The sequence below is a fragment of the Burkholderia puraquae genome (assembly GCF_002099195.1).
Classification (GTDB): domain Bacteria; phylum Pseudomonadota; class Gammaproteobacteria; order Burkholderiales; family Burkholderiaceae; genus Burkholderia; species Burkholderia puraquae.
The window spans coordinates 216,958-237,677 of sequence record NZ_NBYX01000004.1 but is presented as its reverse complement, the minus strand read 5'-3'; the positions used below and the strand labels follow the sequence as shown (position 1 = coordinate 237,677).

Annotated in this window: 17 protein-coding genes and 2 riboswitches; of the genes, 4 read left to right on the top strand and 13 right to left on the bottom strand. The window is 69.4% G+C overall.

The window, feature by feature from the left end; translation table 11 throughout:
* Window positions 1-4: 4 nt before the first annotated feature.
* Window positions 5-1,213, bottom strand: coding sequence for an MFS transporter (locus B7G54_RS10445; protein WP_085039026.1), 1,209 nt, complete (start codon window positions 1,211-1,213; stop codon window positions 5-7).
* 94 nt (window positions 1,214-1,307) lie between these two features.
* Between B7G54_RS10445 and B7G54_RS10440 the strand changes: the two genes are divergently transcribed.
* Both B7G54_RS10440 and B7G54_RS10435 read left to right on the top strand, forming a co-directional pair.
* Window positions 1,308-2,210: a LysR substrate-binding domain-containing protein gene (locus tag B7G54_RS10440; protein ID WP_085039025.1), complete on the top strand. Its 903-nt coding sequence runs from the start codon at window positions 1,308-1,310 to the stop codon at window positions 2,208-2,210.
* A gap of 250 nt (window positions 2,211-2,460) precedes the next feature.
* Window positions 2,461-3,816 (top strand): chitinase, encoded by a 1,356-nt coding sequence (locus tag B7G54_RS10435; protein WP_085039196.1) that lies wholly within the window; start codon window positions 2,461-2,463, stop codon window positions 3,814-3,816.
* Between the two features lie 129 nt (window positions 3,817-3,945).
* On the opposite strand, the gene B7G54_RS10430 is transcribed toward B7G54_RS10435, so the two are convergent.
* From B7G54_RS10430 to B7G54_RS10415, 4 genes are all read right to left on the bottom strand, one after another.
* Window positions 3,946-4,689 (bottom strand): IclR family transcriptional regulator, encoded by a 744-nt coding sequence (locus tag B7G54_RS10430; protein ID WP_085039024.1) that lies wholly within the window; start codon window positions 4,687-4,689, stop codon window positions 3,946-3,948.
* 60 nt (window positions 4,690-4,749) lie between these two features.
* On the bottom strand, window positions 4,750-5,916 hold the full coding sequence (locus tag B7G54_RS10425; RefSeq protein WP_085039023.1) for an acyl-CoA dehydrogenase family protein: 1,167 nt from the start codon (window positions 5,914-5,916) through the stop codon (window positions 4,750-4,752).
* 142 nt (window positions 5,917-6,058) lie between these two features.
* The gene (locus tag B7G54_RS10420; RefSeq protein WP_085039022.1) at window positions 6,059-7,360 is read right to left on the bottom strand and encodes a CitMHS family transporter; all 1,302 of its coding nucleotides are present in this window, start codon (window positions 7,358-7,360) and stop codon (window positions 6,059-6,061) included.
* 90 nt (window positions 7,361-7,450) lie between these two features.
* Entirely contained in the window at window positions 7,451-8,623 is a 1,173-nt protein-coding gene (locus B7G54_RS10415; RefSeq protein WP_085039021.1) for a CaiB/BaiF CoA transferase family protein, read from the bottom strand.
* 275 nt (window positions 8,624-8,898) lie between these two features.
* On the opposite strand from B7G54_RS10415, the gene B7G54_RS10410 reads away from it, so the two are divergent.
* Window positions 8,899-9,138 carry a hypothetical protein gene (locus B7G54_RS10410; RefSeq protein WP_085039020.1) on the top strand — a complete coding sequence of 80 codons (240 nt, stop codon included), beginning with the start codon at window positions 8,899-8,901 and terminating at the stop codon, window positions 9,136-9,138.
* Window positions 9,139-9,274: 136 nt separating this feature from the next.
* Complete coding sequence (locus B7G54_RS10405) at window positions 9,275-9,697, top strand: NUDIX hydrolase (RefSeq protein ID WP_085039019.1); 423 nt, start codon at window positions 9,275-9,277, stop codon at window positions 9,695-9,697.
* Between the two features lie 21 nt (window positions 9,698-9,718).
* On the opposite strand, the gene B7G54_RS10400 is transcribed toward B7G54_RS10405, so the two are convergent.
* From B7G54_RS10400 to B7G54_RS10365, 8 genes are all read right to left on the bottom strand, one after another.
* Window positions 9,719-10,045: a low molecular weight protein tyrosine phosphatase family protein gene (locus tag B7G54_RS10400; RefSeq protein WP_085039018.1), complete on the bottom strand. Its 327-nt coding sequence runs from the start codon at window positions 10,043-10,045 to the stop codon at window positions 9,719-9,721.
* A gap of 31 nt (window positions 10,046-10,076) precedes the next feature.
* Window positions 10,077-10,649, bottom strand: a complete 573-nt coding sequence (locus B7G54_RS10395) for a DUF1993 domain-containing protein (RefSeq protein ID WP_085039017.1) — start codon at window positions 10,647-10,649, stop codon at window positions 10,077-10,079.
* A gap of 171 nt (window positions 10,650-10,820) precedes the next feature.
* The gene (locus tag B7G54_RS10390; protein ID WP_085039016.1) at window positions 10,821-11,273 is read right to left on the bottom strand and encodes a YaiI/YqxD family protein; all 453 of its coding nucleotides are present in this window, start codon (window positions 11,271-11,273) and stop codon (window positions 10,821-10,823) included.
* Between the two features lie 61 nt (window positions 11,274-11,334).
* Window positions 11,335-11,943 (bottom strand): vWA domain-containing protein, encoded by a 609-nt coding sequence (locus tag B7G54_RS10385; protein WP_085039015.1) that lies wholly within the window; start codon window positions 11,941-11,943, stop codon window positions 11,335-11,337.
* 68 nt (window positions 11,944-12,011) lie between these two features.
* The gene (locus B7G54_RS10380) at window positions 12,012-13,088 is read right to left on the bottom strand and encodes a magnesium chelatase ATPase subunit I (protein ID WP_085039014.1); all 1,077 of its coding nucleotides are present in this window, start codon (window positions 13,086-13,088) and stop codon (window positions 12,012-12,014) included.
* The gene (gene cobN, locus B7G54_RS10375; RefSeq protein ID WP_085039013.1) at window positions 13,085-16,894 is read right to left on the bottom strand and encodes a cobaltochelatase subunit CobN; all 3,810 of its coding nucleotides are present in this window, start codon (window positions 16,892-16,894) and stop codon (window positions 13,085-13,087) included. The genes B7G54_RS10380 and cobN overlap by 4 nt, the downstream gene beginning before the upstream one ends.
* Before the next feature lie 6 nt (window positions 16,895-16,900).
* Window positions 16,901-17,989 carry a cobalamin biosynthesis protein CobW gene (gene cobW, locus B7G54_RS10370; RefSeq protein WP_085039012.1) on the bottom strand — a complete coding sequence of 363 codons (1,089 nt, stop codon included), beginning with the start codon at window positions 17,987-17,989 and terminating at the stop codon, window positions 16,901-16,903.
* 330 nt (window positions 17,990-18,319) lie between these two features.
* A riboswitch (cobalamin riboswitch) is annotated at window positions 18,320-18,584 on the bottom strand.
* A 63-nt stretch (window positions 18,585-18,647) separates the two neighbouring features.
* On the bottom strand, window positions 18,648-20,147 hold the full coding sequence (locus B7G54_RS10365) for an EAL domain-containing protein (RefSeq protein WP_175130486.1): 1,500 nt from the start codon (window positions 20,145-20,147) through the stop codon (window positions 18,648-18,650).
* Between the two features lie 295 nt (window positions 20,148-20,442).
* A riboswitch (cobalamin riboswitch) is annotated at window positions 20,443-20,680 on the top strand.
* Window positions 20,681-20,720: the final 40 nt, after the last annotated feature.

Here is a 20,720-nt window from a genome sequence, read left to right as displayed (position 1 = left end):
CCGGTTATCGCGCCGGCGTGACGCTGCGCGGGTCGGCATGCGCGGGGCCGGCCGCGCCGCCGGCTCGCCAGAACCGGTACACGAGCACGCCGACGATGGCCTGCGCCGCGACCACGAACGCGACGCAGCCGGCCCAACCCCACCGATGCCAGCCGGGCACCGGCAGGATCGAGCCGAGGCTGCCGCCGAAGTAATAGCAGGACAGGTAGATGCCGATCGCCGTCGAGCGCGCGCTCGACGCCGCCTGCGAGATGAACGTGTTGGCCGACGCCTGTTCGACGAACACGGCGGTCGAGCTGAGCGCGAGGCCGGCCAGGATCACCGGCACGCTGTCGGACAGCGTCAGCAGCGCCCCGGCGATCGCGAGCGCGGCTGCGGCAAGGCCCGGTGCGCGCGGGCCGCGATGCCGCGCGAGGCGCCCTGCCAGCGGCGTCACGACCACGGCCACCAGAAACACCGCATAGATCGCGCCGATCCCGACCGTGCCGAAGCCGAACGGTGCGCGGGCAAGGCGCAGGCCGACGAACGTGAACGTGGCGACCTGCGACGCGAGCACGCACGCGCCGATCGCGAACGACGCGAGCAGCGGGCCGCGCGTGACGATGCGCCAGGGCGGCCCCGCACCCGTCTGCGCATCCTGTTCGACGCGCGGCGCGATCGCGCCGGACGCAGGCAGGCTCGCGTAAATCGCGACACCCGTGACGAGACACAGTGCCGCGACGACGTCGAGCGCATGCCGCCAGCCCCACATCGACGTCATCAGGTTGGTCGCGAAGCGGCCGGCGAAACCGCCGAGCGTCGTGCCGGCGACGAACAGCGCGCTGATCTCGGCCGACGTGCCGCGATCGAAGCGCTCGGCGATATAGGCGATCGACAGCGCGAAGACGAACGGCATGACGAGACCGGCTGCAAAGCGCGCGCCGAGAAACGACGCGAAACCGGTGGCATGCGCGGACCACACGACCGGCAGCGCGACGGCCGCCGCCGCGAGCGAGATCGCGACGCGCCGCTCGATGCGCGCGGCCAGCACGCCGACGAACGGCGCGATAATGGCGACGGCCGTCGTGGTTGCGCTCACACCCTGCCCCGCGCGCTCCGCGCTGACGCCGAACGTGGACGCGAGTTCGTGCAGGATGCCCTGCGTCGAATACAGATTGAGAAACGCGGCGAAGCCGCAGAGAAAGAACGCGATACGCGTGGTCCTGTCGTTCATCGGAGCTGCCTGGTCGTCGATGCCGACAGTCTGCCGAGCGCGCCGCGTGCACGCCAATACCGTTTTCATTGCGATTGATACCGGAACGACAACAATGCTCGACCTGCGCCGCCTCCGCTATTTCGTGGTCGTCGCCGACGAACTGCACTTCGGCCGCGCGGCGTTGCGCCTGCGGGTCGCGCAGCCGCCGCTGACGCGCCATATCGCCGCGCTGGAAAGCGAGCTCGGCGTCCGGCTGTTCGAGCGTTCGACGCGTGCGGTGCGGCTGACGCCGGACGGCGCCGCGTTTCTCGAACACGCGCGCCACGTCGTCAACGCGGCTGCCGAGGCCGAGGCGAGCGCGCGCAAGATCGCGCAAGGCATCGCCGGGCGGATCGTGATCGGCTATGCGAGTTCGATTCCGATGTCCGACACGTTCCCGGACGTCATCCGTGTCGCGAGCCGGACGATGCCCGACGTCGAGCTCGCGTTCCGCGAGGCCGCAACTGCCAGCCAGCGCCAGCAGATCGCGGACGGCACGATGGACATCGGCTTCGGCTGGGCGTGGGACGGTGCGCCGGGCGTGCCGGTTGCATCGCTCGTCGTGTCGCGCGAACCGCTCGTCGCGGCCGTGCCGGCCGGCGATCCGCTCGCGGGCCGTGCAATCATCGACGTCGCGGAGCTTGCGAACGCGACCTTCGTCACCTTTCCGCCCGGTTACGGCTCGGCATTGACTGCGGCACTGGACGACCTGTGCGCGCAAGCCGGGTTCGTGCCGCGGATCGGCGCGACCGCGGCGCAGATCACGACGCTCGTCTCGCTGGTGGCCGCCGAGCGCGGCATCGCGATCGTGCCGGGCTTCACGGCGACGCTGCAGCGTCCGGGCGTCGTCTACGTGCCGCTCGCCGGCACACGCGCGGTCGAGCAGATCGTGTCGTGGAACGAGCCGTTTGCGTCCGCATGCGTCGAGCGCTTCGTCGCACTGGCACGCTCGCTGGCGCAGCCGGCATCGGCATGATGCGTCGCGCGCGACGCGCGTCGGGCCTCGTGCGATCGATCGGGAAAATCACCCGCGTCACGCGTTCCGAAACCGTGTCGAATCGGCAAGATCGTTACGTATCGGGAATCAAATAACAAAAAGAACTCCTGACCATTCACTATTCGATGCGAATCCTCCAAGATGGGCACGCCGCCGGTCGGGCATGCCCGGTCGCACGACCGGCGGCGATACGCGGGCCAGCGTATCCCTCTTCCACTTGGAGAACACGATGAACAACAATGTGTTGCCGCGTTTCATCCCGCGCGCCTTTGCGGCGGGTTGCCTGCTCGCCGTGGCGAGCGTGTCCCAGGGCGCCGGCGTCTATGCACCCTATGTCGACGTGACGCTCTATCCGACGCCGCTCGTCGACCAGATCGGCGTCCGGCAAGGCATCCAGCAGTTCACGCTCGCGTTCGTGGTCGCGGGCAGCGGCTGTACGCCGTCGTGGGGCGGCGTGCAGGCGATCGGCAACGGCGCGAGCGGCGGCCTGCTGACCGCGCTGTCGACGTCGATCGCGAGCTATCGCGCGAAAGGCGGCGAAGTCGCCGTGTCGTTCGGCGGCGCGAACGGCACCCCGCTGATGCAGGCGTGCTCGACCGTCCCCGCGCTGGCGAGCGCGTACCAGACCGTGATCGACACGTACGGCCTCACGCACATCGACTTCGACATCGAGGGCGCGTCGCAGCTGGACACGGCCGCGGTCGCGCGCAACTTCCAGGCGGTCTCGCAGCTGCAGGCGAGCTATGCGGCGAAAGGCAAGCCGCTGCACGTCACGCTGACGCTGCCGACGATGCCGACCGGGCTCACGCAGGACGGCCTGAACGTCGTCAACGCGGCGATCGCGAACAAGGCCGCGTTCGACGCGGTGAACGTGATGGCGATGGACTACGGCCCCGCGAACATCGACATGGGCGCTGCCGCGATCAGTGCCGCGCAGGCGCTCTACTCGCAACTCGATACGGCCTTCAAGTCGGCGGGCCAGCCGAAAACCAATGCCCAACTCTGGCAGATGGTGGGCGTGACGCCGATGATCGGCGTGAACGACGTGCAGGGCGAAACCTTCACGCTCGCGAATGCGCAAAGCGTGCTGAACACCGCGGTCAGCAACGGCTACGGCTTCTTCGGCAACTGGTCGGTGGGCCGCGATCAGGCGTGCCCGTCCGGCGGCACGTATGCGTCGCCGACCTGCTCGGGCGTCGCGCAGCAGCCGTACGCGTTCGCGACGATCTTCAAGCAGCTCGACGGCAAGTGGGGCGCCGGCGTCACGCAGGACCCGAACTACGGCGGCGGCTCGGACGGCGGCACGCCGCAGCCGGGTGCGCCCTGGGCGGCCGGGCAGGTCTATACGGCCGGCGCGACGGTCACTTACCAGGGCACGACGTACCAGGCGCAATGGTGGACGCAGGGCGACGTGCCCGGCCAGGCCGCCGTGTGGAAGCCGGTCGGCGGCGGAACGGCCACGTGGTCGGCAACCACCGCGTATTCGGGCGGCACCTGCGTGATGTACCAGGGCGCGAAATACTGCGCGAAATGGTGGACGCAAGGCGACAACCCGAGTGCGGGCGGTGTGTGGGTGAAGTCGTGATGCCGCGTACCGGCCGTCGCTAGGCCCGCGCATCGGAGGCCGTTCGCGGCGATCGCTGCCCGATCGCCGGCGGACGGCCCGCTGGACCGCTGGACCGCTGGACCGCTGGCCTGCGCGCCCTGCCCGCCGTCAGCCGCGCGCGTGCTCGGCCAGCAGCCTGGCCTTCGCGTCGACGAGCAGCGCCGCATGCGTGTCGCGATGCTGGCGGATCCGCTCGGTCGGACCGACGACCGACAGCCCGTACCAGTCGCCGTCGAGCGTCAGCGCGACCGCGATCGCCGACAGCTCGGGCGCGCTCTCGCCGAAGTTCTCGGCCCAGCCGAGTTCGCGAAACCGGGCGGTTTGCGCGACGAGCGCGGGCAGGTCCGCCACCGTGGCGTCGGTGAAGCGCTCGAACGGCAACTGCGCGCCGAGCGCCTGCTGCGCGTCGCCGGCCAGTTCCGCGAAAATCGCCTTGCCGATCGAGTTCGCATGCAGCGGGCGCAGCTCGCCCGGCTGGCGCGTATAGCGGATCGCCTGCTCCGATTCGACGACGTCGAGATACGTGACCGACATGCCCTGGATCTTGCCGAGCACGGCCGTCTCGCGGCTTGCGTCGCGCAGCGCGACGAGATGCGGACGGACGATGTCGACGACCGGATCGGTCGCGTCGATCGCGGCGGCGATCGTCTGCAGGCGGCGCGTCGGGTAGTAGCCGCCGCGCTTGCGCACTTCGTACAGGTAGCCGCGACTCACGAGCGTGCGCGCCATCGCGAGGCAGCTCGACGCCGGCACATTGAGCAGGCGCGCGAGTTCGGTGAGCGGCAGCGGCCGCCGTTCGGCGGCGAACAGCTCGAACAGGTCGAGCGTGCGGGCAACGAGTTTGACGTCCATGACGAGCGCTTGAATCGGAACGGGAAACCGCGCACCGGGCCGGCTGCCGGGGCGGTACGGTCAATACGACTTCGGCAGCCCGAGCACCTTCTCCGCGATGTAGCACAGGATCAGTTGCGGGCTCACGGGCGCGAGCCTCGGAATCATACACTCGCGCAGGTAGCGCTCCACATGGTATTCCTTCGCATAGCCCATCCCGCCGTGCGTCGCGACCGCCGTCTGGCACGCCTGGAACGCGGCTTCCGCGCCGAGGTATTTCGCGGCATTGGCCTCCGCGCCGCACGACTGCCCTGCGTCGTAGCGCGTCGCGGCCTTCATCACCATCAGCCACGCGGCCTCGAGCTGCATCCACGCCTGCGCGAGCGGATGCTGGATCGACTGGTTCTGCCCGATCGGTCGGCCGAACACGACGCGCTCGCACGCGTACTGCGTCGCGCGGCGCAGCGCGGCCTGCCCGAGCCCGATCGCCTCTGCCGCGATCAGGATCCGTTCGGGATTCAGCCCGTGCAGCAGGTAGCGGAAGCCGTCGCCTTCGTTGCCGATCAGGTCGCTTTCCGGCACGCGCAGGTTGTCGATGAACAGCATGTTCGAATCGACCGCCTTGCGGCCCATCTTCTCGATCTCGCGCACCTCGACGCGCGAGCGGTCGAGATCCGTATAGAACAGGCTCAGCCCGTCGGTCGGCTTCGCGACCTGGTCGAGCGGCGTCGTGCGCGCGATGATCAGCATCTTGTTCGCCACCTGTGCGGTCGAGATCCAGATCTTGCGCCCGCTCAGCACGTAGTGGTCGCCGTCGCGGCGTGCCTGCGTGCTCAGGTGCGTGGTGTCGAGGCCCGCGTCGGGTTCCGTCACCGCGAAACATGCCTTGTCGCGCCCGGCGATCAGCGGCGGCAGGAAGCGCGCCTTCTGCGCGTCGTTGCCGAATACCTGCACCGGGTTCAGCCCGAAGATGTTCATGTGGACGGCCGACGCGCCGGACAGGCCGGCGCCCGATGCGCTGATCGTGCGCATCATCAGCGCGGCCTCGGTCATCCCGAGCCCCGCCCCGCCATGGGCCGGGTCCATCGCGATACCGAGCCAGCCGGCCTCGGCAAGCGCCGCGTGAAAATCGTCCGGAAAGCCGCCCGAGCGATCGCGTTCGAGCCAGTAGTCGTCGCCGAAGCGTGCGCAGATTTTCTCGATCGCGCTTTCGATCGCGCGCTGGTCATCGGTCAGGTCGAACTGCATGGATTGCTCTCCCGGAAAAAGGTGAGCGGTCGCGCCGCTCTCAAGAAAACGCCAGGCGGCGCCGAGTTTTCCGCTCCAAAGAACGTCCCGTGGCGGGATTGCCCGCGCGCAGCGTTGGCACGAAGCGGCCGATCTCGGGTGCTCACAGCGGAAACACGCCCACGATCACGGCGGCGAACACCATCAGCACCGTGGCGGTGAACAGGAACGGAATCGTGAATTTCTGGTGCTCGGCGAGCTCGACGCCGGTCAGGCCGACGATCAGGAACGTCGCGGGCGTGAGCGGGCTCACCGGGAAGCCTGTCGTCATCTGGCCGAGCAGCGCGGCTTGCGCCATCTGGATCGGCGGCACGCCCAGCAGCTTCGCGCTTTCCGCGAGCACCGGCAGCACGCCGAAGTAGAACGAATCGGGATCGAACAGCAGGCTGAGCGGCATCGACAGCAGCCCGAGCACGAACGGCATGTGGCGCGCGTGCTCGACCGGCACGTGCGCGACGACCACTTCCGCCATCGCCTTCAGCATCCCGGTGCCGGACATGATGCCGGTGAACGTGCCAGCCGCGAGCAGCACGCTCGCCATCATCAGCGCGGCCTTCGCATGCGCGTCGATCCGCTCGCGCTGGGCCTGCACGTCCGGGTAGTTGATCACGAGCGCGGCGACCGTGCCGAGCATGAACATCACCATCGGGTCGACGATGCCCGACACGAGCGTGACGAGCACGACGAGCGTCAGCACGAGGTTGATCCGGAAGCGTTCCGGCCGGCGCAACGCGCGTTCGGCATCGGTCAGCACACGCGGCGCAATCGCAAGCGATGCCGCACCGGCACGATCGAGCCCGAGCCGTTTCGCCTCGCGCACGCCGAGCACGTACGCGGTGCCGAACACGAACACGAGCCCGACGATCTGCACCGGAATCATCGGCATGAAGATCGCGGAACCGGGAATGTGCAGCGCCGCCGACGCGCGCAGCATCGGCCCGACCCACGGCAGGAAATTGACGCCGGCCGCCATCGACGCGACGCACGCGAGGATGCGGCGATCCATCCCGAGCCGGGTATAGAGCGGCATCATCGCGGGCAGCGTGACGAGAAACGTGACGGCGCCCGAGCCGTCGAGATGGATCAGCAGCGCGAGCAGCGCCGAGCCCATCACGATGCGTGGCGGATGGCAGCCGATCACGCGCAGCACGCCCGCGATGATCGGGTCGAGCATCCCCGCATCGGTGAGGATTCCGAAAAAAAAAATCGCAAAAACGAACATCCCGGCGATCGGGCCGATGTTCTGTACGCCGTGCACGATGAACTTGCCGGTCGCCAGCCCGAAACCGGCCGCGAGCGACGCGGCCACCGGCACGACGATCAGTGCGACGAGCGGCGACAGCCGCTTCGTGATGATCAGGCCGAACAGCGCGACGATGGCGATCGCGCCGATCCATGCAAGCATGATGCGTCTCCTCTTCAGCCGGTGCGCCCGTGCGGGGCCCGGCGTGGTGTTCGAATGGTCGTGCGGCACGGCCGGCGGCCGCGCTGCCGGTCAGTCCCGGCGTGTGTCGTGATCGTGATCGTTGGCGTCGGAGTCGGCGAACACCTGCGTCGCGTGTTCGTTCAGCGCGGGCGGCGGCCGCCGGTAGGTAGCCGGCGTGCGGCCGAGCTTGATCGGCGACGCGATGCCGCGATGCCGGCCCAGCTCGACCTTCATCTCCCGGTGCGCGACATGCGGATGATCGAGCGCCGCATCGAGCCCGAGCACCGGCGCGCACGGCACGCCGCGGCGCATCAGCTGCTCGGCGAGCGCCGCGCCGTCGTGTCCGGCCAGCGCCGTTTCGAGCAGCGTGCGCAGTGCGGCGCGATTCGCGCTGCGTGCGCGGTTGTCCGCGAAACGCGGATCGTCGAGCCAGTCGCGCGTGCCGAGCACGTCGCACAGCGCCGCGAATTGCCCGTTGTTGCCGACTGCGAGAAAGATGTCGACGCCCGCCGTCGGAAAGCTGTCATACGGCGTGATGTTCGGATGCGCGTTGCCGGTGCGCACGGGCGCTTTGCCCGAATGGAAGAAGTTCGGCGTATGCGGATGCAGGATCGACAGCGCACAGTCGAACAGCGTCGATTCGACGAACTGGCCGCGGCCGCTCGCGTCGCGCTCGCGCAGCGCCATCAGCACGCCGAGCGCCGCGTTCAGCCCGGTGACGAGATCGACGATCGGCACGCCGACCCGCAGCGGCGCACCGCCGGCTTCGCCATTGACGCTCATCAGCCCCGCGAGCGCCTGCACGGCCGCATCGTAGCCGGGCAGCCCGCCGAGCGGACCGTCCGCGCCGAAGCCCGACACGCGGCAATGGACGAGACGCGGAAACCGCGCATGCAGCGCGTCGAAGCCGAGCCCCCAGCGCTCCATCGTGCCGATCTTGAAGTTCTCGACGATGGCGTCCGCATGTTCGAGCAGGCCGAGCAGCCGCTCGCGGTCGGCCGGTTGCGTCAGGTCGAGCGCGATGCCGAGCTTGTTGCGGTTCACGCCGAGGAAGTACGACGCCGTATCGCCGTCGAACGGCGGGCCCCACGTGCGCGTTTCGTCGCCGGACGGCGGTTCGACCTTGATCACCTCCGCGCCGTGATCGGCCAGGATCTGCGTCGCATACGGGCCGCCCAGCACCCGCGACAGATCGATGATGCGCAATCCCGCCAGCGCGCCCTGCTGCTCGTGTTCCGCCATGCGTCCCGCTCCTGGTTCCGGTTGATCGGACTGCCGGTTCCGGCGGCCCGGCGCCTGCGGCGCGACCTTCCGGATTCGCTGAATAATTCTTGTGCGTGAATTTATATTCACACTCAGGAATTATGTTGTCAACCCCGGCGGCACCCTGAAGCCGAGCGGAAGACGCCGCCGGGCGCAAGTGGGGGCGACACCGAACGCGGGCCGGTTGCGGTAGCGCCCCGCCTTTCGCTAAGCTGGCGGGCAATCTTCATCTCAAAAAATCGGGCGGATCATTCATGAAACGGATGCTGCTGGCAGCCTTCGTGCTGGCGTCGACGCTGGGCGTCGGTCATGCGCAAACCCAGACGTTCCACTTCGGCGAAGGACAGACCGGGATGCCGGGCGCGGCGCCGACCGCACGGCCCGCGCACCGGCACGCGACGCCGCCGCCGCGCCACCATCGGCGCGCCGTTCACAAGCGCCGGCAGCCACGCCACGCGAAGCCGGCGCGCAGCGGGATCTATACGCACGCGTAGTCCGGCGCCGTGCACGGAACTGTCATGAACGGCCGGTAAGATCGCTGCGGCTGCCTGTACGCCGTCGCGGCCCGCTGCCGGGTAGCGAGCCGTCGACGCGCATTTTCTCCACGATCCAGCACCCGTTTTACCGAACATGAGTACCGGGCCGGACACTCTCGCCGTCATCAAGGAACGCGCCACGATCGTGTGCCGCCAGCGCAGCAGCGTGCTGCTGGTCGCCCGCGCCGCATCGCGCTGGTCGCTGCCGGGCGGCACGATCCGGCGTGGCGAAACGCCGCTCGATGCCGCACTTCGGGAACTCGCCGAGGAAACGCGGCTGGAGGGGCTCGCGCTCGACTACGCGGTGCAGTTCGGCGGGCTGACGAAGCTCCATCACGTGTTCGTGGCCGACGTGCCGGCGCACCTGACGCCGCGCGCGAGCAACGAGATCGCCCGCTGCAAGTGGTTCACCGTCGACCGGCTCGACACGCTTCGTGCAAGTGTGCCGACGCGCAAGATCATCGAACTGCTGCGTCTCGACTGTTTTTCGGCGATCGCGAACGGCCGGTTGCGCTGACGTCGGCATCGCCCGCGCCGGTCACGCGCGCAGGAACGGGCCGGCCTTGCGTTCGAGCAGCGTGACGAGTTCGGGCTGCATGTACGCGTAGCGGTCGGGAATGTCGAGGCACACAAGCTTCTTGTGCCGCAGATGCGCGCCGAATTGCGCCGCCAGCCTCGCCTTGTGCGCACGCTCCATCACGAACACGACGTCGGCCCAGTCGAGCTGCTCGGCGGACAGGCGCGTGTCCGCGTCGGGCGCGAGGCCCGCGGAGTCGGTTTCGACGTCCGGCCACGCGGCGAATACCGCTTCGGCCGTCGGGCTGCGCAGCCGGTTGCGGCTGCAGATGAAGAGTGCCCGCGTCATGTCGCTTCGCGGTTGCCCGACGCCCGACTGCTCACCCTTGCGGAATCGTGCCCGGCCGGACGTACGCGAGCATGTGCGGCACGTAGTCGGCCTTGCCGAGTTCGACGCCGTGGTGGCGCAGGATCGCGTACGCGGCGATCGCGTGGAAGTAGAACTGCGGCAGCGCCCAGTCGCGCGCGTACTGTTCGCCCGTCATGTCGAACGCGACGCCGTTCGGCAACTCGAGCGCGATCGGCAGCGCGGCACCGCCGTCGAGCGCATCCGGCGCGAGTTCATCGAGAAAGGCGAGCGTGCCGGCGATGATCGCCTGCGCGTCGGCGAGCGTGCCGGGCTGCGCATCCGCGTTCCATCCTGCCTCGCGCAATGCCAGCAGCGCAGCCGGCACCGGTTCGCGACGCAGGCGATGGACGGGCTCCATCGCCTGGAAGCACGAGAAGCGCACCTGCGCCGCAAGCGGATACATGTCGGGCGCCAGCTTCAGCGTCATCGCCGCATCGGGCGCGTCGCCCGCGGCTTGCCGGTGTGCGACAGCCTTGTCGAGCCATGCGCTCTGCGCACGCAGCATCTGGGTGAAGGTCGGGACGAGAAGTTGGGTCGGTGACACGCGTGCGCTCCTGTGTTGTGGTTTGCGCCACGATAGCAGCGTCGGCACAAATCTGCACTCCGGCCTGGGCGATGGGCGCGACTCGATTCGGCCCCGACGATATGGCACGTGGCGCGTGCGGGTGCTGCCCCACGCAGGAGGGTCACGACGCGCAACCGTCGCAACGCGAACTCAAGGCTTGCCGTGCCGCGCCAGGAAACGGTCGAGCTGCGAGGCAAACGCCTTGCCGTCGCGCGCGCTGAACGGCGCCGGCCCGCCGGTGTCGATCCCGGTGCTGCGCAACTGATCCATCATCGCGCGCGTCGACAGGCGTTCCTCGATGTTCTCGCGGCTGAACCAGTTGCCGCGCGGGTCGAGCGCATGCGCACCCTTGTCGAGCACGGCGGCGGCCAGCGGGATGTCGGCGGTGATCACGAGGTCACCCGCTTCCGCCAGCTCGACGATGCGCGCATCGGCCACGTCGAAGCCGGCCGGCACCTGCACCGCCTTGATGAACGGCGACGGCGGTGTGCGCAGAAACTGGTTCGCGACCAGCGTCACGCCGATTTCGGCACGACGCGCGGCGCGAAACAGCATGTCCTTGATGACGGCGGGACACGCGTCGGCATCGACCAGTACTTGCATGGCGGGTTTTTCCAATGGGTTGAAGCAGAAGCGGCGATCATAGCGCACCGCCGGCCGGCCATCAGCCGGCGCGGCCCGTGCACAACGCGTCGGCCGTTACCCACTGCGCGCCCCACGCCGCGGCCAGCCGCGCGCCCTGCCCGATCCGTACGGCCGCATCGTCGAAGTCGACGAACACGATGTGATCGGCCGCCGCGGGTTTCGCGGGCGTCTCGCGCGTGCGCCCGTCGGACAGCACCCACAGCCAGCGCTGCTTGCCGGGCTCGCGCCGCGCCGCGCGCGCGAGCAGCTGTGCGGCGGCCGCGATGCCGTCCGCGAGCGGCGTGCCGCCGCCGCCCTCGACCGGTTCGAGCCAGCGAGCATTCCACCAGCGCGGCACGGCCGGGCCGAAGCGCCGCGCGGCGCCGTTGCCGCCGAAGCAGATCAGCGCGGTTTCGACACGGTCGCGCGCGGCCTGGTCGAAATACGCAACGATCAGCCCCTTCGCCAATGCGAGCCGCTCGTGCGACAGCATCGACGCCGAGCAGTCGAGCACGAAGCAATGCAGTGCGTGCGGCGTGCCGGCACGTTTCCGGAAACGCAGATGGCCGCGATGCAGCAGGCCGCCGCGTTTCGCGGCGAGCGTTGCCGGCCACGCCACGGCCGTGCCGGTGCGTGCCGTACCCGGCACGCGCGCGGCTGCGCCTGATTGCCATCGAGGACCGCGAACGGCGTTCGCGGCAGCGCCGGCTCGATGGCTCAGCGTTTTTTTAGCGGTAGCGGCACCACGCCTTTCACGTCGTGCAGCCCGGCCGGCTCGGGCGGCAGGTAGCCCCAATCGCCCTGAGCTGCCGCGGCATCGTCCTTCGCCGCGCCCGATCGATCGTCGGGGTGCTCGCGTGCATCGGGCGGAGCGCGACCGTCGCGTTCGCTGTTTTGTTGCGACGAACTGGGCGATGGCGGCGAGCCCGCATGGCGCCGATGCCGAAGAACCGCCTCGGCCACACGCGCCACATGCGACACCGTCACCGCATCGGCCTGCTCCAGCGCGGCCAGTGCGCGCGCGGCGCGCAGCATCACGAGATCGGCACGCAGCCCGTCGACGGCCGCGTCGATGCACAGCGCGCTGACGCGTGCATGGACTGCGTCGTCGAAATCGAGTGCCGCGAGCCGGGCGCGTGCCGCGTGAATCCGGTCGCCGAGTTCGCGTTGTGCAGAGGCATGACGTGCGCGGAACGCGTCCGGATCGAGATCGAATGCAAGCCGCGCCTTCACGATCCGCTCGCGCTGCATGGCGTCGAAGCAGTTCTCCAGTTCGACCATCAGCCCGAATCGATCGAGCAGTTGCGGCCGCAGCTCGCCCTCCTCGGGATTCATCGTGCCGACCAGCACGAAGCGCGCATCGTGCGCGTGCGACACGCCATCGCGCTCGACGATATTCACGCCGCTCGCGGCGACGTCGAGCAGCGTATCGACGAGCCCGTCGGCGAGCAGGTTCACTTCGTCGACATACAGCACGCCGAGATGCGCCCTCGCGAGCAGCCCCGGCCGGAAACGCACGCCGCTTTCGGCGAGTGCATGCGCGAGATCGAGCGTACCCGTCACCTGCTCGTCGCTCGCCGACAGCGGCAGCGTGACGAACTGCCCTTCAGGCAACAGCTCCGCGAGGCCGCGCGCCGCGGTCGATTTCGCGGTGCCGCGCGGCCCGCTCACGAGCACGCCGCCCAGCGACGGGTCGATCGCGGCGAGCAGCAGCGCCTGCTGCAACGCGTCCTGCGCGACGAGCGCCGCAAACGGAAAAACCGCGCGCGCGCGGTGCGTCGTCGGATCGGTCATCGCCGTCCCCCTTCCTGGAGTTGTTCGCTCGCGAGCCAGACCGCTTCGATCCGCTCGCGATAGTCGCCCGGCTGCTGCCACAGCCCGCGCTGCATCGCCTCGACGAAGCGTTCGCAGATGCCGTGCAGCGCCTTCGGGTTGTGCCGTTCGAGGAACGCGCGGGTGGCATCGTCGAACAGGTACGCGTCGGCCACGAGCGCGTACTGGTGGTCCGACAGCACGCGCGCGGTCGCGTCATAGCCGTACAGGTAGTCGACGGTCGCCGCCATCTCGGCCGCGCCCTTGTAGCCGTGGCGCTTCACGCCGTCGAGCCATTTCGGGTTGACGACGCGCGAGCGGATCACGCGTGCGATCTCCTCGCGCAGCGTGCGCATCTTCGGCGCGACCGGGTTGGCGTGATCGCCGTGGTAGATGCTCGGCTGCTGCCCGGACAGGTGCCGCACGGCCGCCGTCATCCCGCCCTGGAACTGGTAGTAGTCGTTCGAATCGAGGATGTCGTGCTCGCGGCTGTCCTGGTTCTGCACGACGACGTCGATCGTTGCGAGCCGCTCGCCGAACACGTCGGCCGCGGCATCGCCCGCGCTGTTCTGCGCATACGCATGGCCGCCCCACTGGCGGTATGCATCGGCGAGATCGGCGTCGCTCTGCCAGCGGCGCTGGTCGATCAGGTCCTGCAGGCCCGCGCCGTAGCTGCCCGGCCGCGCGCCGAATACGCGCCAGCCGGCGCGGCGCCGCGCTTCGTCCGGTGCCACGCCCTGCGTGACCCATTTCGCGTGTTCGCGCTCGATGCGCGCGCGGATCGGGTTCAGCGTCTCGGGCTCGTCGAGTGCGGCCACTGCCTGCACGGCCGCGTCGAACAGGTGCATCAGGTTCGGGAACGCATCGCGGAAGAAGCCCGACACGCGCAGCGTGACGTCGATGCGCGGCCGGTCGAAGATCTCGATCGGCAGGATCTCGAAGTCGGTCACGCGGTGGCTGCCGTGCGCCCATTTCGGCCGCACGCCGAGCAGCGCGAACGCCTGCGCGATGTCGTCGCCGCCCGTGCGCATCGTCGCGGTGCCCCAGACGGACAGGCCGATCGCACGCGGATAGTCGCCGTGATCCTGCAGATGGCGCTCGATCAGTTGCTGCGCGGATTTCAGGCCGAGCGTCCACGCGGCCTGGGTCGGCACCGCGCGCGTGTCGACCGAGTAGAAATTGCGGCCGGTCGGCAGCACGTCGGGGCGGCCACGCGACGGCGAGCCGCTCGGCCCCGGCGGCACGAAGCGGCCGTCGAGCCCGCGCAGCAGCTGACGCATTTCCTCGCCGCCGCACGCGTCGAGTGCGGGCAGCAGCGTTGCGCGGACGCGCTCGATCACGGCGAGCGTGTGCGGCCAGTCGCCGGGGGGCGTCGCATCGGTGCCCGCGTTGCCGCCGTCGGCTGCACACAGCCCGTCCAGCCATTGCTGAGCGAGCCGCTCGAGCCGTTCGCGCGTATCGCCCGCATGGCGCCACGGCGATGCGTCGCTCGCCTGCAGGATCGCCGGGCGCGGCCCGGCCCACGGCGCGGCCCAGTCGGCCGCGAGCGGATCGAAATCATCGCCGAGCCCGAGATCGCGCGCGAGCGCGCCGATCAATCCTGCCCGTGCGCCCTTGCCGTCGCCGGCCGGAAAGCGCGCGAGCGCGAGCAGCGTGTCGCGGCGCTGACGCTCGGCAGGCGATACCCCGAACACATGCAGCCCGTCGCGAATCTGCGCTTCCTTCAGTTCGCACAGCCATGCGTCGACGCGCGTGAGCAGCGCATCCTCGTCGCCCGCGTCGCGCGGCGGCGATACGCTCAGCTCGTCATGCAGCCGGTGCTCGGCGATCGTTGCGAGGATCGTCTTGCGCAGCAGCTTCGCGCGCCGCGCATCGACCATCAGCGCTTCGTAGTATTCGTCGACCTGCCGCTCGAGATCCTGCAGCGGGCCGTAGTTTTCCGCACGCGTGAGCGGCGGCATCAGGTGATCGATGATCACGGCCTGCGCGCGGCGCTTCGCCTGGCTGCCCTCGCCCGGATCGTTGACGATGAACGGATAGAGGTGCGGCAGCGGCCCGAGCGTCAGGTCGGGCCAGCACGCATCGGACAGCGCGACGCTCTTGCCCGGCAGCCATTCGAGGTTGCCGTGCTTGCCGAGATGGATGACCGCGTCGATGCGATACGCGTCGCGCAGCCAGAAATAGAACGCGAGATACGCATGCGGCGGCACGAGATCCGCGTCGTGGTAGCTCGCGTAGTCGTTCTCGCCGCGTGAGCGCGACGGCTGGATGCCGACGAACACGTTGCCCGCGCGCCAGCCGGCGATCGTGAAACGTCCTTGCCGCAGTGTCGGGTCGGCCTCGGGCGGGCCCCAGCGTTCGTTCAGCGCGTCGCGCACGGCGGCCGGCAGCCGCGCGAAACGCGCGACATAGTCGGCCAGCGGGAAGCTCTGGAATGCGGGACGCAGCGCATGCACGGCTGCGTCGTTGGTCACGCCTTCGGTGAGCCGCGCGATCAGCGCGTCGCCGTCGGGCGGCAGGTCGGCCACCGCATAGCCCGCGTCGCGCAGCGCCGCGAGCACGCGCAGCGCGGACGCCGGCGTGTCGAGCCCGACGCCGTTGCCGATCCGCCCTTCGCTTTGCGGATAGTTCGCGAGAATCAGCGCGACGCGCTTGTCGGCATTGTCGAGCGTGCGCAGCCGGCACCAGCCGCGCGCGAGCGCCGCGACGAACGCGATCCGCTCGGCGTCCGGCTGGTAGCGCACGACGTCGACCTCGGTGTGCGGGCAGCGGTACGCGAGCCCCTTGAAGCTCACCGCGCGCGTGACGATGCGGCCGTCGACCTCGGGCAGCGCGATATGCATTGCGATATCGCGCGCATGCAGGCCCTGGTTGTCGGCCACCCACGCGTCGCGATTGCCGCCGGACAGGATCACCTGCAATACCGGTGCGTCACCGGCGAGCACGTCGTGTTCGGGGCGGTCGATCGCGCCGGCCGCGAACGCGGTCGTGTTCAGCACGAGCGCGACCTCGTGCGTGTCGCAGAGCTGCGTGATGACTTCGCGGCTCACCGCGTCCTTCAGCGACGTGACCGCGATCGGCAGCGGATTCAGCCCTTCCTCGATGAGCGCATCGGCCAGCGCGTCGAACACGGCCGTGTTCGCGGCCTGCCAGTGCGCGCGATAGAACAGGATCGCGACGACGGGCGCGCCGGGCGTCCAGCGCGGCCGCCAGTCGTCGACGCTCGCGCGGTCGCGCGCCGGGTGATACAGCGCGGCGGCGGGCAGCGGGCGCGGCAGTTCGGGTTCGTCGCCGAACCCGAGTGTGTGGAATGCAATGCTGCGCAGCAGCGCCTCGGCGTTGTGCACGCCGCCTTCACGCAGATAGCGCCACCACAGCCGGCACAGCTCGGGCGCGACGGTGCTCTTCGCGACGAGGTTCGGGTCTTCCTGCAGGTCGCCCGAGAACATCGCGAGCTGCTGCCTGCGCTTCGACGCGAGCGACACGGCCTGCTCGATCCCGTACGGCCAGTACGCCTCGCCGCCGAGATGATCGATCACGACCGACTTCGCGTGCCGCAGCACGTCGTCGACGTAGAAATCGACCGACGCCGGCTGCCGCAGGAACGTGACGTTCGCGAGCCGCACGCTCGGGAAGCCGGCCGGCAGGTGCGGTACGACGCTCGCGAGCAGCGACAGTGTCGTGTCGGCCGAGCTCAGGATCACGATGTCGGCCGGCTGCTGGTCGATCCGGACGACGCCCTGCGTATCGTCGACGAAGCCGCCTGGCGTGGTGCGCAGCAAATGCATCGTGCGTTACGCCTGTTGCGGTTCGGCCGCGCACGCGGCGTCGAACGCGCGTTGCAGCGCGGCTGCGTCGAGATCCTCGCCGATCAGCACGAAGCGGCTCGTGCGCGCTTCGCCGTCCTGCCAGCGACGATCGAAATAGCTGTCGAAGCGGCGGCCGACGCCCTGGATCACGAGCCGCATCGGCGCGCCGGGCAGCGCGGCGAAGCCCTTCGCGCGATAGATCGTATGCGCTTCGACGACGCGCTGCAGCGCGGCGATCGTCGCTTCGCGCGTACCGGCGTCGCCCGACACGACCACCGAGTCGAAATCGTCGTGATGGTGATCGTGGTCGCCGTCGTCGGCCGAGCCATGATGGTCGTGACGCAGGTGGATCGTTTCTTCCGATGCCGATTCGAGGCCGAGCAGCATCGCGAGGTCGAGCTCGCCGCGCGTCGCGCGCACGATCTTCACCTGCGGCGGGATCTCGTCGCGGATCGCGGTTTCGATCTGCGCGAATTCGGCCGCGCCGACGAGATCGGCCTTGTTCACGATCACGAGATCGGCGGACGACAGTTGATCGGCGAACAGCTCGTGCAGCGGCGATTCGTGGTCGAGGTTCGGATCGGCGCGGCGCTGCGCGTCGACGGCCTGCGGGTTTTCCGCGAACTGGCCGCTCGCGGCGGCCGGCCCGTCGACGACGGTCACGACCGCGTCGACCGTGAAGCTGTTGCGGATCGTCGGCCAGTTGAACGCCTGCACGAGCGGCTTAGGCAGCGCGAGGCCCGACGTCTCGATCAGCACGTGGTCGATGTCCGCGCGGCGCTCGACGAGCGCTTCCATCACCGGGTAGAACTCTTCCTGCACGGTGCAGCACAGGCAGCCGTTCGCGAGTTCGTACAGCTGGCCCGACGCTTCGCCCTGCGCGCCGTCGGCATCCTCGCAGCCGATGCCGCAGCCCTTGAGGATTTCGCCGTCGATGCCGAGTTCGCCGAATTCGTTGACGATCACCGCGATGCGGCGGCCTTCGGCGTGCTGCAGGATGTGGCGCATCAGCGTCGTCTTGCCGCTGCCGAGAAAGCCCGTGACGATCGTGACGGGAAGCTTGCGTAGGGTCATGGTAGGTCCTGTGTCGAAATTGGAATCAGCCCGGGATCGTCGCGTCGATGGCGGCGTGGCAGTTCATCTGGCGGATCGCGGGCATGCCGCCGCGCGATCCGGACGGACAGTCGCGGGACGGGCGGAACGACGAATCGGACATGGTGCTTCCTTGCGAACGGTCGACATCGTGAATGCCAACACGGCTGCCGCCGGCCCGGCTCGCGCCGCCTGCCGTTCGCCCTGCCGGCCCGCGCGGGTTCGCGCAGGGGCAGATCGGCGGCGGAAACGGACGACACGCGGGCGTCGGGCCTGCTGCGGCCGTGGACGATGCGCCGCCTCCCCGCGGCGCTGAACCCCAACGTTTAGGCCGGTATCCGGGCTGACGAACACGCCGCTTCGCCTTCCCGGATGCGCGCGGCATCCAGTGGCGGTCGTCCGCCTGCACGAGGCAGGCGGCGAAGCGGCGCTGCATCGCGCTGCGCGCGACACGTTCGCTTACCGTTGCGGGGGCAGCACAGGTTGGCTCGACTGCGGCGCAGGCAGGCTTCCTGTTTCCCGTTTAACTGCGCACGCCGGAGCGGCGCGCGCGAGCACCAAAACGCGTGCGAGTGTAGGCGGCGGTGCGGGGAGCGTCAAGGCAGAGCGCGCGTCGCGGCCGGCTTTTCGGTCCAGATGCTCAGCCTGTTCGCAGCGACTGCTCCGCGATCGCCTTCTGCAGCGCTTCCACTGTATCGGGCCGCCCGAAATACCAGCCCTGTGCCCCGATCGACTGCCCCGGGATGTCGAGCATGTGCGCCTGCTCACGGGTCTCGACACCCTCAAAGACCAGGCCGACCCCGAGCCGACGGGCAATCGCCAGGATCTCCGGAATGATCGACGTGCCGTCATGCTGCGGCGCGGCCGGCAGCAGCGAACGGTCGACCTTGATGTAGTCGATCGGAAGATGCTGCAGCAGGCTCAGGCTGGAGTAGCCCGTCCCAAAATCGTCGATGTAGACGGGATGCCCGAGGTCGCGCAATTGCCGAAGCGCCGGCAGAATCTCCGGCAGTTCCACGGTCGACCGCTCAGTCAGTTCGAAACCGACATGCCGGTGCGACAATCCGGCCGGCCAGCAGCTGTCCAGCGTCGCCATCAGGCTGCCGTCCAGCAACTCGGGAGCGCTGACGTTGATGGTTACGCGAAAGTCCGGCTCGCCGTCGAACAGCACGCGCATCTCCCGCAGGACCGTGCGCACGACGAAGGCCGTGACGTCGGCGATCATTCCGGCGCGTTCCGCCTCGGCAATGAACACGTCCGGGGCGGCTGGCCCGTCGATCCAGCGGATCAGCGCTTCGGCGGAGACGATCCGCGATGACGCGCCGGGCGCGACGATCGGCTGATAGCGCAGGACAAATTGCCCGTTTGCCAGCGCCCGCCGTATCTGCGCCGGAAGCGCGGCCCAGCGTCGGTGCAGCATCAGCGCCCCGAGCCCCAGGCAGCAGCCCGCCGCGCCGCCGGCGATCCCCAGCAGCCAGGCAGCGCGCCGACTGGCGCTCGCCAGCGCTCGCGGCGTCGCGACGACGATGGTGCACAGCGGCACCCGGGCCGAGCAGAACGATTTGCCGTCCCGAAACCCCGGCACCAGGCCGGCATCGACGTACTCCGGGACGCCGCCCTTGGCGAGCCCGATGACGAGCGCGGTCGGGCGGCCCCTGAGCCCGATCACGTAGTGCAGACCTGACGGCGGCGGCAGTACCCTGAAGGCGTCCAGATCCATCAGCAGGTTCGTCCTCCTTCCCGTGACCACGAGCCCCAGCGCCCCAGGGCTCGACAACAACGGGACGGTCCAGAAGGCCGACATCGCGTCGGTCAGCCGGAATGGCTGCTGCTTCGGGGAAAACGGCCTGGGCAGCACGCCGAGCATCGTCGTGCAGAGCAGATCGGCGCCCGACAGGCGCCCGACGTCCTTGACGTACTTCGACCGAACGGAAGCCGATCGCAACAGGCGCAGATCCTGCGGCGAGCAGCCCGCGTACGGCGATGCGTCCACGTCGGCAAGTGTCGTGGCCGCCGAATCGAACACAACGTCGATCTGCCGCACGACTTGCGTCCCCAGCCCCGCAACCGATTGCGCCAGCACGGCCTTCGTGACATGGGGCCACGCTCCCAGCGCCAATCCGGCCGTCACGACCAGCATGCCGATCGCGAGTGCATGGCCGGCCCCGCCGGAGGTTGTCCATCTGCGTACGTTCGCCATAGGCGCGGCACTTCGCGGTGTAGTGGCCATCGCCCTGCAGGTCCGGCAGAGCGAGCCGATTTTGGTATGGATTTCGTCAGGCTCGTGCGACCGGCAGCACGAAACTGAGCCTTGCTTGTGACTCCGGCCAGATGATTGCACGCCAATTTACGACTGCGCAATGCATCGCCCCCGGATCGGGTTCCGAACGAATGCGGGCGCGGTTCGCCGGCCCCGCGCCCGATGCACGCTGTGCTATCGTATGCGCCGCGTTCGGTGCTCGCATGCGCATTCCGCGCGTGCAGTTAAACGGGAAACAGGAGGCGGACCACCGCCCGGCCTGTGCTGTCCCCGCAACGGTACGCCGCCCGCGCGCCGCGCTTCCCCGCGCACGCGCCCAGGCCGCCCACGATGCCACTGCCCTTCAGCCGGGCGGGAAGGCTGCGGCCCGGCAAGCGGCCAGCCCGGATACCGGCCGACGCAAGGGGCGAGCCCGACGCTCGCCGAACGCCCGATCCGCGGGGGACGGATGGG